This window comes from Methylotenera sp. (genome assembly GCF_029945535.1).
In the GTDB taxonomy this organism is placed as follows: Bacteria; Pseudomonadota; Gammaproteobacteria; order Burkholderiales; family Methylophilaceae; genus Methylotenera.
In genome coordinates this window covers 128,882-143,729 of the sequence record NZ_JAQSCU010000013.1, presented here as the reverse complement: position 1 = coordinate 143,729, position 14,848 = coordinate 128,882, and the positions used below count along the sequence as shown (strand labels likewise).

At 42.2% G+C, this 14,848-nt stretch carries 14 protein-coding genes; 5 read left to right on the top strand and 9 right to left on the bottom strand.

Annotated features, from left to right (window positions below; genetic code table 11):
* Positions 1 to 5 precede the first annotated feature (5 nt).
* The 3 genes from lepB to PSU72_RS08460 form a co-directional block, all read right to left on the bottom strand.
* Positions 6 to 785, bottom strand: a complete 780-nt coding sequence (lepB, locus tag PSU72_RS08470) for a signal peptidase I (RefSeq protein ID WP_300431891.1) — start codon at positions 783 to 785, stop codon at positions 6 to 8.
* Positions 786 to 818: 33 nt separating this feature from the next.
* Entirely contained in the window at positions 819 to 2,609 is a 1,791-nt protein-coding gene (lepA, locus tag PSU72_RS08465) for a translation elongation factor 4 (protein WP_300431890.1), read from the bottom strand.
* A 175-nt stretch (positions 2,610 to 2,784) separates the two neighbouring features.
* A complete protein-coding gene (locus tag PSU72_RS08460) occupies positions 2,785 to 3,417 on the bottom strand; it encodes a hypothetical protein (RefSeq protein ID WP_300431889.1) in 633 nt (210 codons plus the stop codon).
* Between the two features lie 225 nt (positions 3,418 to 3,642).
* On the opposite strand from PSU72_RS08460, the gene PSU72_RS08455 reads away from it, so the two are divergent.
* Both PSU72_RS08455 and clsB read left to right on the top strand, forming a co-directional pair.
* A complete protein-coding gene (locus PSU72_RS08455) occupies positions 3,643 to 4,395 on the top strand; it encodes an endonuclease/exonuclease/phosphatase family protein (RefSeq protein WP_300431888.1) in 753 nt (250 codons plus the stop codon).
* On the top strand, positions 4,392 to 5,570 hold the full coding sequence (gene clsB, locus PSU72_RS08450) for a cardiolipin synthase ClsB (RefSeq protein ID WP_300431887.1): 1,179 nt from the start codon (positions 4,392 to 4,394) through the stop codon (positions 5,568 to 5,570). Before PSU72_RS08455 ends, clsB begins: the two co-directional genes overlap by 4 nt.
* A gap of 92 nt (positions 5,571 to 5,662) precedes the next feature.
* On the opposite strand, the gene PSU72_RS08445 is transcribed toward clsB, so the two are convergent.
* The 5 genes from PSU72_RS08445 to rpoE all read right to left on the bottom strand — a co-directional run bounded on the left by PSU72_RS08445 (position 5,663) and on the right by rpoE (position 10,175).
* Positions 5,663 to 7,075, bottom strand: a complete 1,413-nt coding sequence (locus tag PSU72_RS08445) for a DegQ family serine endoprotease (RefSeq protein WP_300431886.1) — start codon at positions 7,073 to 7,075, stop codon at positions 5,663 to 5,665.
* A 100-nt stretch (positions 7,076 to 7,175) separates the two neighbouring features.
* The gene (locus PSU72_RS08440) at positions 7,176 to 7,661 is read right to left on the bottom strand and encodes a SoxR reducing system RseC family protein (RefSeq protein WP_300431885.1); all 486 of its coding nucleotides are present in this window, start codon (positions 7,659 to 7,661) and stop codon (positions 7,176 to 7,178) included.
* Positions 7,662 to 7,733: 72 nt separating this feature from the next.
* Complete coding sequence (locus PSU72_RS08435) at positions 7,734 to 8,714, bottom strand: MucB/RseB C-terminal domain-containing protein (protein WP_300431884.1); 981 nt, start codon at positions 8,712 to 8,714, stop codon at positions 7,734 to 7,736.
* Complete coding sequence (locus tag PSU72_RS08430; RefSeq protein ID WP_300431883.1) at positions 8,714 to 9,289, bottom strand: sigma-E factor negative regulatory protein; 576 nt, start codon at positions 9,287 to 9,289, stop codon at positions 8,714 to 8,716. Before PSU72_RS08430 ends, PSU72_RS08435 begins: the two co-directional genes overlap by 1 nt.
* A 100-nt stretch (positions 9,290 to 9,389) precedes the next feature.
* Positions 9,390 to 10,175, bottom strand: a complete 786-nt coding sequence (gene rpoE, locus PSU72_RS08425) for an RNA polymerase sigma factor RpoE (protein ID WP_300431882.1) — start codon at positions 10,173 to 10,175, stop codon at positions 9,390 to 9,392.
* 186 nt (positions 10,176 to 10,361) lie between these two features.
* On the opposite strand from rpoE, the gene nadB reads away from it, so the two are divergent.
* Together nadB and PSU72_RS08415 are read left to right on the top strand one after the other, a co-directional pair.
* Complete coding sequence (nadB, locus tag PSU72_RS08420) at positions 10,362 to 11,993, top strand: L-aspartate oxidase (RefSeq protein WP_300431881.1); 1,632 nt, start codon at positions 10,362 to 10,364, stop codon at positions 11,991 to 11,993.
* A gap of 21 nt (positions 11,994 to 12,014) precedes the next feature.
* Positions 12,015 to 12,512 (top strand): thermonuclease family protein, encoded by a 498-nt coding sequence (locus PSU72_RS08415; protein ID WP_300431880.1) that lies wholly within the window; start codon positions 12,015 to 12,017, stop codon positions 12,510 to 12,512.
* Positions 12,513 to 13,005: 493 nt separating this feature from the next.
* Here PSU72_RS08415 and PSU72_RS08410 read toward each other — a convergent pair whose 3' ends face one another.
* Complete coding sequence (locus PSU72_RS08410) at positions 13,006 to 13,158, bottom strand: hypothetical protein (RefSeq protein WP_300431879.1); 153 nt, start codon at positions 13,156 to 13,158, stop codon at positions 13,006 to 13,008.
* Here PSU72_RS08410 and PSU72_RS08405 point away from each other — a divergent pair.
* Positions 13,152 to 14,750, top strand: coding sequence for a DEAD/DEAH box helicase (locus tag PSU72_RS08405; RefSeq protein ID WP_300431878.1), 1,599 nt, complete (start codon positions 13,152 to 13,154; stop codon positions 14,748 to 14,750). The genes PSU72_RS08410 and PSU72_RS08405 overlap by 7 nt on opposite strands.
* Positions 14,751 to 14,848: the final 98 nt, after the last annotated feature.

The following is a 14,848-nucleotide window of genomic DNA, read 5'->3' as shown; positions in this document are numbered from 1 at the left end:
ATAAACTAATGAATTGGATTACCGATTCGAGAACCTTTATCAAAATTCATCCAGATAAAAAACGCTTTGCCGACTAAGTTTTTCTCTGGTACAAATCCCCACACGCGGCTGTCTGAACTGTCATCACGATTATCACCCATCGCTAAATAATGTCCAGCAGGCACAGTAACTTCCTCATCATTTGCAAATTTTGCACCAATTGCATCAGAATCGTAACTATTCACCCATTCATTAATCAAAATATCATGCGTTACGTTACCTAACTGTTCATGATATTGCTTAGCTGTCACCATATTTAAACCTGGTTTCACATAGGCGTAATCACCAACATCCTGCACATCTAAAAACTTTCCATTAATCGTTAGTCGTTTATCTTGATAACGAATTTTGTCACCAGGCAATCCAACGACACGTTTGATATAGTCTACTGACGGTTCAGGCGGATAATGAAATACGAACACATCACCACGAGTCGGGTGGTTAATCTCAAAGAACGTATTATTTAAAATTGGCACACGTAGGCCATAGGTAAATTTATTCACCAAAATATAATCGCCTGCCAACAGCGTTGGCATCATAGAGCCTGAAGGAATTTTGAAAGGCTCAACGATAAAAGAGCGTACGAAAAACACTACAAAAATCACAGGAAAGAAGCTTTTAGCATACTCAACAGCGACAGGCTCTGCCGCGCCGACTGGACGTTTTTTCTTTAAGACCAAACTATCAAGTAACCAAATAAAGCCAGTTACTAAGAGTATCGCCACCATGAATAAAGCAAAATACATTATTTATCCTTATCGCCTATTATTTAGACTTACTTAATCTTCAATACGTAAAATAGCTAAAAACGCTTCTTGTGGAATCTCTACGTTACCCACTTGCTTCATGCGCTTTTTACCTTCTTTTTGCTTATCAAGCAGTTTGCGTTTACGCGAAACGTCCCCACCATAACATTTCGCAATCACGTTTTTACGCATCGCTTTAACGGTTTCACGCGCAATAATATTTGCACCTATCGAAGCCTGAATGGCTACATCAAACATTTGGCGAGGAATCAGTTCACGCATTTTAGCTGCCACTTCGCGACCACGACGCACGCTATTGCCTCGGTGAACAATCATGCTCAACGCATCGACTCGTTCGCCGTTCACCATAATATCAAGCTTGACTAAATCTGCCGCACGGAATTCCAAAAATTCGTAGTCCATTGAAGCATAGCCACGTGACACTGATTTTAATTTATCAAAGAAATCTAGCACCACTTCATTCAGTGGCATCTCGTAGCTAAGCATCACTTGCCTACCCATGTACTGCATATTCTTTTGTAAACCGCGTTTATTGTTACACAAGGTCATCACCGGCCCTACGTAATCTTGTGGCATTAATAGATTTACATTAATGACCGGTTCACGCGTTTCTTCGACACGCGACAACTCAGGTAAGCGTGACGGATTCTCAATTTGCACCACTTCACCACTTTTGAGTAATAACTCATACACCACAGTTGGCGCAGTGGTAATCAAATCCATATCGTACTCGCGCTCTAAACGCTCTTGTACGATTTCCATGTGTAGCAAACCTAAGAAGCCACATCTAAAACCAAAACCTAATGCAGTAGAGTTTTCTGGCTCAAATAGCAAACTGGCATCATTCAAGCTTAGTTTTTCGAGCGCGGTACGTAGCGCTTCGAATTGGCTTGATTCAACTGGATATAGCCCAGCAAACACCTGTGGTTTCACTTCTTTAAAACCTGCCAAAGCCTCTGTAGCTGGCTTACCCGCCAGTGTCACAGTATCACCAACCTTTGCAGCAGCGAGCTCTTTAATACCTGAAATCACAAAGCCTACCTCACCTGCAGAAAGCGAAGTTTTTTGTAATGATTTTGGCGTAAATACGCCGACTTGTTCGCACAAATACTCTGCGTGTGTTGCCATTAATCTAATTTTATCTTTTGGCTTTAATACGCCATCTATCACACGCACTAACATTACCACGCCAACGTAATTATCGAACCACGCATCAATTACCAAGGCTTTTAACGGTTTAGTCACATCGCCTACTGGCGGCGGTACTTTTTTGATAACAGCTTCCAACACATCACGCACGCCCAAACCAGTTTTGGCTGAGCAACGCACCGCATCACTTGCATCGATACCAATTACATCTTCAATTTCCTGCATCACGCGCTCAGGGTCGGCAGATGGCAAGTCGATTTTATTTAACACGGCAGTCACTTCAACGCCTAAATCAAGCGCGGTATAGCAGTTAGCAACACTTTGCGCTTCAACGCCTTGACTGGCATCCACTACTAATAGCGCACCTTCACAAGCTGAAAGTGAACGTGACACTTCATAGCTAAAATCCACATGACCTGGAGTATCAATCAGGTTAAGGTGATAAATTTGACCATCATCTGCTTTGTATTCTAGTGCCGCTGTTTGAGCTTTAATCGTAATGCCACGCTCACGCTCAATATCCATAGAATCAAGCACTTGCGCCTCCATTTCGCGATCAGCTAGCCCGCCACAGAGGTGAATAATGCGATCCGCTAGTGTAGATTTACCATGGTCAATATGGGCAATAATGGAGAAGTTACGAATATTTTTCATTTAGTCTTTTTTAAGCTTTTTAAAACTTTTAATGTTGCTTTATTAGGTTAATCCTGCTTTATAAATAAAGATAAGGCGCCAGAAGCGCCTTTTCACAATAGCCGTGATTTTACAACAAATGCTTGATTAGTTTGTAATTAATTGTGGAGTTACCTTCAAAATTGGCAATATGGACTTAATTTTTCACTTTTGCATTTTTTCGACCGTTGACCTGCATGACTTGTGTTAATTGTTTTATGCAAGCAGCCTCACTCTGACAAGAAGCAATTAAATCATCGTCGGCAAAAACACCTTCGACAATATAGTAATTACCAATCCATTTACCAGAATCTGCAAAGTCTTTGATATATGGATTATTGAGTACTAAGCTTAATTTGCCAAAACCGAATTTTTTATCTTGCTGAAACTCACCCGCATAAAAACTACCATCTACCCAGTAAATAGTGCCTTTGCCATCCATCAGATTATTTTGATAGTCGCCTTCGTAGCGTGTACCATCCGCCCATAGATAAGCACCTCTACCACTACGCAGATTATTCTGAAATTCACCTATATAGCGACTGCCATCATCCATGGCATAAGTGCCATGGCCTTGCATCTTACCAAGGACATAATCACCATCGTAACGACCTTCTGGGCGCTTGTTGAAAAACCATTGCAGACTGCCCGTGCCGTCAGCTTTACCGTTTTTGCATTGCCCAGTCCAGCTGATGGTATAGCCCACTAGGATTTTTGAGTTCCAAATTTTGCAGCCTGTTTCTTTATCACTAATTTCGCTATCTGCATAACTCAAAGAGTTCGCTGACATTAATATCAAAGCGAAAAGAAAAATTAAAGGATTTATTTTCATCATTTACCTCACGCCGTATATTGATAGATATATCTATGGATATATCCATGAAAGATATTTTATAACTTTTATATAGATAAACACAGAATATTCACTTATAGCAAATGTTCGCTAGCCAACCAACGCTGCCACGCTTTTAGAGTATGATAAAACTCATGAATAATATCAGTCGTAAAGTCAATTTTGCATAACACACTGCGTATCGCTACCTTCAACATTCACAAGGGTTTTACTCACTTTAACGCCCGTTTTTCTTTGCATCTTCAACGTGATATGTTACGAAAGCTACAGGCCGATGTGATTTTTTTGCAAGAAGTACAAGATGCACACACCAAACACACCGAGCGCTTTGCGTCTATGTCTACTTCAGGGCAAATGGAGTTTTTAGCTGATGAGGTTTGGTCTGATTACTCTTACGGTAAGAATTCAGTTTATCCTGCAGGTCATCATGGCAATGCAGTACTTTCCAAATTTCCCATTATTAAAACCAATAACCAAGATATTTCTGCGCATGCCACTGAACAACGAGGCATGTTACATTGTGAAATCAACATCCCGAATTGGGATGTGCCTTTACATGCAGTTTGCGTACATCTAGGGCTATTTGCACAATGGCGACGCAAGCAGTTAGTGGCTGTCTCCGAGTATATTGAACAACATATTCCAGCCGATGCCCCATTAATTATTGCGGGTGATTTTAACGATTGGGGCATGCGTACGGGGCAAGTTTTCGCCAAACGCTTACACATGCATGAGGTATTTGAACACCACGCAGGAAAACCTGCGAAGAGCTTTCCAGCTTGGTTACCCATGCTCAGGCTAGACCGAATTTACGTGCGTGGCTTTAACGTAAAGCATGTAGAAGTACATTCAGGTGCGCACTTTTTAAAAGTTTCCGACCATGCGATTCTTACTGCAACACTCAATAAAATATGACCTATTTTGTTGATGGCAATCAAATTCAATTATTACGCAGTGGGACGGAGTATTTCCCTGCGCTTTTGGCTGCCATTGAGAGCTCAACTCGAGAAATATACTTACAAAGTTATATTTATAAGGACGATGTCACCGGTATACAGATTGGTGAGGCTCTAAAAAATGCAGCTAGACGTGGCGTATCGGTCAACATTTTATTGGATGGCTTCGGCAGCAAAGATTTACCCAAAAGCTATGTAGAAGCGCTTGAAAAAACAGGTGTGCAAGTGATGTTTTACCGTCCAAAAATATCACCTTGGTCACTAAAAAAGAAGCGTCTGCGGCGATTGCACCAAAAAATTGCCGTAATTGATGGGCATATTGGCTTCGTTGGCGGTATTAATATTATTGACGATTACGACCTACCTAATAATGCTCCAAACAACGTGCCGCCTCGCGTTGATTACGCTGTGCGAATTGAAGGAAAGTTATTACCTATCATCCTTGCTAGCTTGCAAAAGCTTTGGCGCAGAATTGCTTGGATACATATACGAAGACCTAATCTAGTCATAACTAAAACCGTAAATTTGGTGAACTCGTCTAATCCTCAACAATACAATATTAAAGCGGCACTTGTACTACGCGATAATGTGTTGCATAGAAGTGATATTGAAGATGCCTACCTAGATGCCATCGACCACGCTAAATCTGAAATTATCATCGCCAATGCTTACTTTGTGCCTGGTAGACGATTTCGCCTAGCATTACTAGCCGCAGTTAAACGCGGCGTTAAGGTTAGATTATTATTGCAAGGACGTATGGAGTATTTCCTGATGTTCGCTACACATGCTTTTTATAGTGAGTTTTTAAGATCGGGGATTGAGATTTTCGAATATCGCAAAAGCTTTATGCACAGCAAAGTGGCGGTGATTGATAATACTTGGGCGACAGTTGGCTCTTCAAATATAGACCCTTTTAGCCTGTTATTAGCGCGGGAGGCTAATGTGGTAGTAAAAGATGCAGCATTTGCTCAAGAACTAAGAACCGACATTCAAGCAAGTATCGAAGATGGGGCAATTCGTATTGACCCACAACATTGGACGCGAGGCAATATATTCAAACGCTTTGCTTCTTGGATTGCCTACGGATTAGTGAGAGCATTTTTAGGTGTAATTGGTCACTCGAATGAAAAATAACCACCTATAAAATTAACTTGATTCTGGATTTCATCAGAATAAAAAAGCCGCTTGAAGCGGCTTTTTTATTGAAAAAACTAATAACTTACAAACTATTTAGTCACCTTTATTGGTACATACAGAGTGTTTTCACCCCTCAAGACTAATACAGCAATTGTCTTACCAACAGCGACAGCATTAATTTGCTTGTTGAATAAATCTACACTTTGCGATTCGCTATTATTTAAGCCTAACACTACATCACCACGGCGAATACCTGCTTGAGCAGCTGCCCCAGCGCTTTCCATCACTAACAGACCATTTTTTCCGTTTAGCTTTTTCTTTTGCTGTGGAGTTAACTCTTTTAAAGTGAGTCCAATCCTGTTAGCTTCAGCTTTTGGTACAGGTTTACTGTTTTGTACAGCTTCAGCTGTCTCAGTTGGCATTTCACCTACGCCCATACTAAACGTTTTAACTGCACCTTTACGCAACACTTCAACAGCGGCAATCTTACCTGGCTTAGTCGCACCCACAGCACGTGGTAAATCAGCTGAAGATGTAATCGCTTTACCGTCAAACTTAGTAATGATGTCACCCGCTTCTAAACCACCTTTATCGGCAGGACCGTTTTTCTCAACACTTGCGACCAATGCACCATTGGTGTTTTTCATGCCGAAAGATTCAGCAAGCTCTTTAGTAATCTCTTGAATAGCGATGCCTAGCCAGCCACGAGTAATTTTTCCTGAAGCTTTCAGCTGATTTGAAATATCAATCGCGACATCAATTGGAATACTGAACGACAAACCCATAGAGCCACCACTACGGCTGTAAATTTGTGAATTAATACCTACAACCTCACCAGCCAAGTTAAATAGAGGGCCACCTGAATTACCTGGGTTAATCGCGACGTCTGTTTGAATAAATGGTACAAAATTTTCTTGAGGTAAAGCACGCCCTTTCGCGCTGACAATCCCGGCTGTCATGGTATTTTCTAGACCAAATGGCGAGCCGATCGCAGCTACCCATTCACCCACTTTTAATTTAGCAGGATCGCCCACATTTACTTTAGGTAAACCAGTCGCTTCGATTTTTACCAAAGCTACATCTGTGCGCTTATCCACGCCGATAATCTTGGCTTTGAACTCACGTTTATCATACAACTTAACGATGACTTCATCCGCTTCATTGACCACATGCGCATTAGTCAGTATGTAGCCATCACTACTAATAATGAAACCTGAACCCAGCGACTGCGATTTGTAATCCTGCTGAGGGGCACCTTGCCCAGGCATACCTGGAATACCAAAACGCTTAAAGAATTCTTGCATCTGCTCATCACCTTCCATACCTGGGAAAGGCATGGCGCTAGGATCAGCATGTACATTTTGAGTGACGCTAATATTCACCACTTCAGCACCGTGCTTTTCAGCGAGCTCAGTAAAGTCTGGTAGGTCTTTTGCATAGGCGCTGGTATTTATCGCGGTAATTAATCCAAAACCAATGACAGTAATCCAATTTCTTAACATCTATTCACCTCGTTTAATATTTAGAAACATCATGAAACTTAATAACTTTAATTTTAAGTTACCAAACTCCAACTTACTCACAACTATAATTGGGGTAGCTTTAAGTTTTATCAAGCTTTGAATGATCAACCCCAGCCTCATCATCAGCTAAACGCAAAATAACCGCTTGATACTTTTTACTAAATGCCACGCCAGATTTATCATGGCCAATCAGATGACCTTTAACCCATAAGAAGCCCAGCACTAAACCCAACGCCGCACCAAGGATCACATAAAATTGATTTTTGAATAAGTAATCTGCGGCAAGCGTACCTATTAACAAACCGACTAATGGCACTACATAAAGAAAAAAAGCAGAACTAAGTACGGCTTGTTCATCAATTCCCACCACAACGCTATCACCCACCTTCGCGTTGATTTGATTTTCAGCAACAAAATCATGGCTATCATGCCCAAGCATCTTGCCCCAAGTGGCGTTACCACAACCATGCTTTTGGCCGCAAAGCCCGCATGCGGTACGCCGTTCTATCTCTAGCGTAGCTGTGGCACCTGCGGACTTTGTGACTATTGCGTATTCTTCTATCATGGCAATATTTTATTACTTTTTAATGAATTTTAACGAGGATTTAAGCTGTATTGATGGTGGATGGGTAATGAATTATTTAACAAATACTACCGAGTTTGCAATTGCTGCAACGGTAGCTTCTGGCACTTCGCCCAATACGGTAATTTGCAAATAACCTGCAACACTAGAATAAAAACTAGTATTGCCAACTACGCTATGACCCGCTCTAGGTTTCACACCGCTAGTTATAGGTTCGATAAACAGCGACACCGAAGCTAAACCATCTGAAAACACTACATGCGTGACCGGTAAAGGCTTACCATGCACCGTACGCAGCATCTGATCCACTTTACGATAGCCTGCTGGTAACTGCTTTAGCATCCAATGCGGACTAGGATTGTAATCAGCTTGCGCTGGCACCTCATCCTCCATCACATAATTTTTCTTACTGTCAATTTTCGGTTTAAACCAATCTAAATCAACAGTGTTCACTAAATTGAGCTGAGTAAACGAAATACTGTCCATCATTTCATTTCGACTGTTAAACATCACCGATTTTAATATAAGGCCATATTCAGTATCTATCCAAAAGCGGTAACTGTAACGTAAGTCATCTTTTGGCTCTAAAAATAGTATTTGTGCTTCACGGCCTGCAACACGCTCAATATCGCCAGTACGCACGGTGTAACTCTGTTTCACAGCCGCTAGATTTGCAGGCAAAACTGCCGGAAACATATTTTGCCCCCTGCGTTTCTCTATGACTATTTTTTCATTTTTAGGGTTATAAATGATTAAATCACCGCCTTGGCTAAGCACCTCACGAGGAGAGCCATCAAGCAGAACATTGCGGGCAAATTCATTTTGCCCATCAAAAAAATGTTTAATTTGAACAGATTTAGATTGTTGTCCAGACTGGCAAACGAAGATACCTTGATAACTTAGTGCATGAGCAGCTAAAGCCGCTTTTTGCAATATCTGCCACTTGTCATCATCGCTGGCAGCGAGTACGGTCTGACTCGCGCTAGACAAAGTGCTTGCGAACAAGCAAGCTAAAACAAACCCTTTAATGCGCATTACTCTGTATAACTCGCTGATTGAATATAATATGAACTCGCAGAAGGCGCAGAAGCTTGATGTGCCATTAAATACTCAGCTGGAACACCTTGCTCACTTGTTGCGGGTAATGTAGCCACCTCTTGTGAAAGTGCCGCTTGAGCAACCATAGCAGGTGCCGCTTGGTTGCCAACTTGAGTTTGCAATACCATCCAGCCCACCACCATTACCGCTGCACATGATGCCGCAACTGACCATACAACAGGCAAATGAGTCGCAGGTAATTTACTTTTCACATCTAAAGCTTGCTTCTTACTTCGCGCTTCGTTCAACTCATTTGCCTCGCTTAACACTTTCGGTTCGTTAACCCAAGCGGCATTGGGAGACAACACAGTAGGCTCTAAATCAATTTTTGCCATTAAGTTTTGTTTAAAGTTAGGGCTCAACGCATTTGCACCGCGCATTACGTCACCTATTAAATGGTACTGACTCCAGACCTCGCCCGCGTGGCCATTGGTTTGCATGCCTGCCATCAAATGCTCGGCATCTTCCAGAGCAATTTCATCATCTAATAGTGCGGATATTTGTTCGGTCATTTTTTACTCCAAAATCTCATGCGTTAATCTCAACCCTTGTATCTTAAAAAGCTATTTCACTTAATGCTAATTTTATGCTTTTTAAAATCTAAAAATCTCACTACCATCTTTTATTATCAGGCGTATCTAAAAGTGGCTTTAATTTAAGTGAAATTGTATCGCGTGCCCTGAAAATACGTGATCTTACCGTGCCGATAGGGCAGTTCATAATCGTTGCGATTTCTTCATAACTTAGGCCTTCAATCTCACGCAAGGTAATGGCTGTTCGCAACTCTTCAGGCAAACTGGCGACAGTGTCATTCACAGTTTGCGCAATTTGCTTAGTCATCATGGATGACTCTGGCGTTTCCATTGTGCGTAACTCATCGCCATCTTCAAAGTTTTCAGCATCTTCAATTTCGACGCCTGTACTTACGGTTGGCCTGCGACCCATAGAAACTAAGTAATTTTTTGCAGTATTAATACCGATGCGGTACAGCCAAGTATAAAAGGCACTATCGCCACGAAAGTTCGGTAATGCTCGATACGCTTTGATAAAGGTGTCTTGCACAATATCTTCAATTTCAGATTGATCGCGCACCATGCGAGATAGTAGACGCGCCAATTTACGCTGATACTTGTCGACCAACATACCAAACGCGCGCTTATCTCCACGCTGTGCACGTAGCACCAGCTCATGGTCAATTTCGCGATTTCCAGATATTGGATTAACGGACACTACGCTTAGGCTTCCTTTAGGTTTGGTCTGCTCAATTGCAAGCTCATTTGTGTTTTTCTTACTCACACTCTTTTCACTCTGCGCAGTATAACCTTGCACAGCGGGTTGTACTAAACTTTGTACCAAGTTTAGTTGAGTGAATTCGACTATATTACCTATACGCATCATTAAGTTTCCTCTCAGCAACGACACAAAACTACAATTCAATTGTTGACTACTGTTTTCCTATTGCTTTTACTAGGTTTATTTGAGCTTATCTATTGCCTATTTTAAAGACAGCGATACACTCTCATTAGTTCCAGAGTTTGTTTCAAAACAGCATTTCATTTATTCAAAATTTATACTAAAAATACTATGCAGCAATTTGATGTACTGATTATTGGCAGCGGCCTTGCGGGCTTAACTTTAGCGCTGCGAACCGCAGAACATAAGAATGTCTGCTTGGTCAGCAAACGTAGTATTAACGATACCGCCAGTGATTGGGCGCAAGGCGGTATTGCTGCAGTACTTAATGATGAAGATTCAATAGAAAATCACGTACGAGATACTTTAGTCGCAGGTGGCGGCTTATGTGATGAAGCCGTGACAAGAATGGTCGCGGAGCATGCTAAAGAGTCTGTTGAATGGCTAATTGAACAGGGTGTTGGTTTTACACGCGAACATGATAATTCTGGTTACCATTTAACCCGTGAAGGCGGGCATAGTCACCGCCGCATTATTCATGCGGCTGATGCGACTGGCCACGCAGTGCAAATGACGCTTTCAGATAAAGTGAAGCAGCATCCAAACATCACTTTAATGGAATATCACATTGCCGTTGATTTGATTACCACAAGCAAAATCAATCAAAATAAAGTGGATAGTTCCAAGATTGAACCCACAGATGACAACACCTGCCTAGGCGCATACGTGCTGGATAAAAGCACAGGCAAAGTACTGACCATTGCTGCACAAAACACTATTTTAGCCACAGGTGGCGCAGGTAAAGTATACCTTTACACCACGAATCCAGACATTAGTACAGGTGATGGCATTGCCATGGCATGGCGCGCCGGTTGCCGTGTGGCGAATATGGAGTTTATACAATTTCACCCCACCTGCTTATTCCACCCTCATGCCAAATCATTTCTGATTAGCGAGGCGGTGCGCGGTGAAGGTGGATTATTAAAACTTGCCGATGGTACGCGATTCATGTTTGATCATGATGAGCGCTTAGAGCTCGCGCCACGTGATGTGGTAGCCCGCGCCATTGACTTTGAAATGAAAAAGCGCGGTTTAGATTGTGTCTATTTAGACATTACCGATAAACCTTTATCTTTCATCAAAGAGCATTTTCCCAATATCTACAAACGCTGTTTAGAATTCGGCATCGACATCAGCAAGACACCCATTCCAGTGGTACCAGCCGCGCATTACACCTGCGGCGGCGTCATGACAGATGACAAAGGCCGCACAGACATTGCAAACTTGTACGCTGTGGGTGAAACCGCTTGTACTGGCTTACATGGTGCCAATCGCCTTGCTAGTAACTCGCTACTTGAATGCTTGGTATTCGGTCAAATGGCGGCAAAAGACATTCTCAGCCAGCCAACAAAACCATCGCCACAATTACCTTATTGGGATGAAAGTCGCGTAACCGATGCGGACGAAGAAGTGCTGATTACACATACTTGGGACGAGCTGCGTCGCTTTATGTGGAACTACGTGGGTATTGTACGTACCGACAAGCGACTAAGTCGCGCCCTACATCGCATTCACATGCTGCGTGATGAAGTCTATGAGTTCTACAGCAACTTCAAAATCAGCAACGACTTAATCGAACTACGTAACCTATTACAGGTGGCTGAACTCATTGTTGAAAGCGCCATTTCACGCAAAGAGAGTCGCGGCTTGCATTACAGTAAAGACCATACAAACTTGGAAGCAGAACCTATTCCCACAGTGCTTGAACCTTCCAACTATGACAGCCTACTAGACAATGAGTGAGTCACGCAAAGAGTCTCCACGTTGATTTCTAGAATTTGCTTCACCTGTATTTGCCTATGTCTTTCTATCACAACATGCCAAGCTGAAGAAAGCACTTACACAGTCACTTACGTGTATGACGGCGATACGGTTAAGTTGCGCCCTATCGCTTCTAACGACTCACAAGATGAATTCAAATTACGCCTAACTGGCATAGATGCCCCAGAGCGCAACCAAAGTTACGGTTTAAAATCCCGCCGCGCACTCATGAAACTATGTAAAGGCAAAAATATCATTGTCGCCGTACAAATATCTGGCATAGACAAATACCAGCGTTCGCTAGGCAAACTAGAGTGCAATGGCATTGATGCTAGTTATTATTTAGCCGAACATGGCTTAGCTTGGTTTTACACCCAATACTCTAGCGACACGACAATTGAGAACGCTGAAAAAAATGCACGTCGACACATGCTAGGGCTTTGGGCGGATAAAAAGCCTATTGCACCTTGGAATTGGCGACACGAACATCGATACTACTAATATTTAAACTTAATAATACTTGAACTTAGTGACAGATTTAGAGTTGTAACAATCAAGTAAATAGTTTGTAAGTGGTTGATATTACTAGAAGCCATTTTTTGAAAATTAATCAAAATTTTGCTAAGTTATTCACACCACTTAAAGTTTTACATTAAGTGTGCAAGATAAATCGTAGTAATCTAAACTATAAACGTAACACATTGATTTTATTGTATAAAATTAAATGATTACTATTTATACGATTTTTACAAAACCCTTATAGAACGCCATGTTACGATTGCATTTCACAGATAATCACAGAGTTATCCACAGATATTGTGGAAAGCACTTTTGTTACAAATGCAGATAAATTAGTCAATCATTTAATTAAACGATTTGCTAAATTTAAATGTTGATTTTTAAAAAAACTACATTTTCTTATACAAAAAACTAAACCAACATCTCGCTAGCTTTAATTGAAATTCACCGTATAATGCCTGTAGAAATACTAGCCCTATGCCAACCAATCAGCGTAGCGGTCCTGACGCTTAATCTTCTTGATTTTCAAATCACCTGAATGATTATTACATTTGCCTACCTCGATTGGTGTTGCTTCATAAGTAATAGGTCGGCTTAAATTCCAAGCTGGAGCTTTATACTTTGACAACTGAAACAATCCTTAACTTTAACGAGTTAGGCTTATCTGAACCCATTTTGCGTGCAATTAACGATGCAGGCTATACCACCCCAACCCCAATTCAATCTAAAGCGATACCGCAAGTATTAAGCGGTGGCGATTTACTGGCTGGTGCGCAAACCGGCACAGGTAAAACAGCAGGCTTTACCTTGCCGATTTTACATTTGCTTAGCCAAAAACCTTTGAGTGAAGTCGTAAAGAGTCGCCCGCGCTGCTTGATGCTCACACCAACGCGTGAACTTGCGGCACAGATTGAAGAATCTGTAAAAGTGTACGGCAAATATCTGCCGCTGACTTCTACCGTGATATTTGGTGGTGTGAATGCTAATCCGCAAATCGCACGTTTGAAAAAACCACTGGATATTCTAGTTGCTACACCAGGTCGACTGCTTGATCACGCCAACCAAAAGAACGTTGATTTGTCAGGCATTGAGATTTTAGTGCTAGATGAAGCTGATCGCATGTTGGACATGGGGTTTATTCGCGACATCAAAAAAATATTGGCGATGCTGCCTAAGCAACGCCAGAACTTATTATTCTCTGCAACTTTCTCTGACGAAATCAAAGCCTTAGCCGATGGCTTATTGCACAATCCTGGCTTTGTTGAAGTGGCTCGCCGCAATACTGCATCTGAGTTAGTAGAACAAACTGTACACATGGTTGCGCAAGGCCATAAACGCGAGTTAATGAGCCATCTCATTCAGCAAAATGATTGGCAGCAAGTATTAATATTCACTCGCACCAAACATGGCGCGAATCGTTTGGCTGAAAAACTGGTGAAAGATGGTATTCAATCCGCAGCCATTCACGGCAACAAGAGCCAAAGCGCACGGACTAAAGCATTAGCGCAATTTAAAGACGGCACGATGCGCGTGCTTGTAGCGACTGATATCGCGGCACGCGGATTAGACATTGACCAATTACCGCAAGTCGTGAATTTTGAATTGCCTAACGTACCAGAGGATTATGTACATCGCATTGGTCGTACAGGCCGAGCAGGTAGCAGTGGTGCTGCGGTTTCATTAGTAGATCGCGAAGAATTGAAGCTGCTTAAAGATATTGAAAAGCTGATTAAACGCGAGATTCCAAAGGTGCAAGTTGAAGGCTTCACGCCATCTGACAAGCCTGAACCAGAAGCGCCTCGTTCAACGCAAGCTCACGGTAGACCGCCACGCGGACATGGCCAAGGTCAGCAACGTAAGGCGCATGTGCCAGCTAGTACTGAAGGCAATGGCGCGACCCCTAATGCTGGTCGCAATCAAAACCGAGGCAATGGTCAGCGTAACGGCCAAGCACCAAGAAACGATGCAAGAACAAATACAGAGGGTCGCCCAGCACAAGGCAACAAAGCTAGACCTGCGCAAGGCGAAAACACAAGGAATATGTCAGAAGCTGCGCGCCACCAAGCAATGCCACAACCAGCTTTATTTGTTCCGCCAAGTCCAAGTCGTCATCAACCTAATCGACAAAATGCTGCACGCCCTAATGAAGGCCGCGGTAATGCCGGCAGAACGAACACTAACCCAAACAGCACACACAGAAGCGGTGGCCGAGGTCGTTAAGTTTAACTGTCACATTCAACACTTAAAATTAAACACGCTTTACAAAAATAGATTAAAATCTTACCCAATATTTTTTACAAACTTTGATTTAGAACTTT

What these genes read in the sequence shown, in the direction of transcription:
- PSU72_RS08435 (WP_300431884.1), bottom strand. Translation starts at nt 8,714, where the DNA reads ATGCGCATTAAAGGGTTTGTTTTAGCTTGCTTGTTCGCAAGCACTTTG.
- PSU72_RS08430 (WP_300431883.1), bottom strand. Translation starts at nt 9,289, where the DNA reads ATGACCGAACAAATATCCGCACTATTAGATGATGAAATTGCTCTGGAA.
- nadB (WP_300431881.1), top strand. Translation starts at nt 10,362, where the DNA reads ATGCAGCAATTTGATGTACTGATTATTGGCAGCGGCCTTGCGGGCTTA.
- PSU72_RS08440 (WP_300431885.1), bottom strand. Translation starts at nt 7,661, where the DNA reads ATGATAGAAGAATACGCAATAGTCACAAAGTCCGCAGGTGCCACAGCT.
- lepA (WP_300431890.1), bottom strand. Translation starts at nt 2,609, where the DNA reads ATGAAAAATATTCGTAACTTCTCCATTATTGCCCATATTGACCATGGT.
- PSU72_RS08460 (WP_300431889.1), bottom strand. Translation starts at nt 3,417, where the DNA reads ATGTCAGCGAACTCTTTGAGTTATGCAGATAGCGAAATTAGTGATAAA.
- PSU72_RS08445 (WP_300431886.1), bottom strand. Translation starts at nt 7,075, where the DNA reads ATGTTAAGAAATTGGATTACTGTCATTGGTTTTGGATTAATTACCGCG.
- rpoE (WP_300431882.1), bottom strand. Translation starts at nt 10,175, where the DNA reads ATGATGCGTATAGGTAATATAGTCGAATTCACTCAACTAAACTTGGTA.
- clsB (WP_300431887.1), top strand. Translation starts at nt 4,392, where the DNA reads ATGACCTATTTTGTTGATGGCAATCAAATTCAATTATTACGCAGTGGG.
- lepB (WP_300431891.1), bottom strand. Translation starts at nt 785, where the DNA reads ATGTATTTTGCTTTATTCATGGTGGCGATACTCTTAGTAACTGGCTTT.